General features: G+C 66.4%; 1 pseudogene. It reads right to left on the reverse strand.

The window, feature by feature from the left end:
* Positions 1–428, reverse strand: a pseudogene (locus tag F0Q45_RS28880) (beta-ketoacyl synthase N-terminal-like domain-containing protein); the annotation flags it as partial.
* Positions 429–449 lie beyond the last annotated feature (21 nt).

Raw genomic sequence — 449 nt, forward strand, 5'->3', positions numbered from 1 at the left:
CACACTTCTAGCAGCAGCCGCTGCTGGGGATCGATGGCTTGGGCTTCGCGCGCAGAGATGCCGAAGAACTCCGCGTCGAAATCGGCGGCCTCGGCCAAGAAACCGCCGCAGCGGGTATAGGTCTTGCCCACCGCGTCGGGATCCGGATCGAACAGCTCGGTGAGGTTCCAGCCACGATCGGCGGGGAAGGCCCCGATGACATCGGTTCGGTTGCTGACCATGTCCCACAATGCCGCCGCCGAATCCACCCCACCCGGGAACCGGCAGGCCATACCGACCACGACGATGGGTTCGTCGGTGCCTGGCGTGGTGGTTGCCGGCACCCGCGTCGGTGTAGTGGCGGTGGTGAGCAAGCTGAGTAGATGCTCGGCGATGGCGTTGGGGCTGGGGTGGTCGAAGATCAACGTGGGGGGCAGGCTCAGGCCGGTGTGTTGGGCCAGGGCGTTGCG

This window comes from Mycobacterium simiae, from assembly GCF_008370645.1.
GTDB lineage: Bacteria > Actinomycetota > Actinomycetes > Mycobacteriales > Mycobacteriaceae > Mycobacterium > Mycobacterium simiae_A.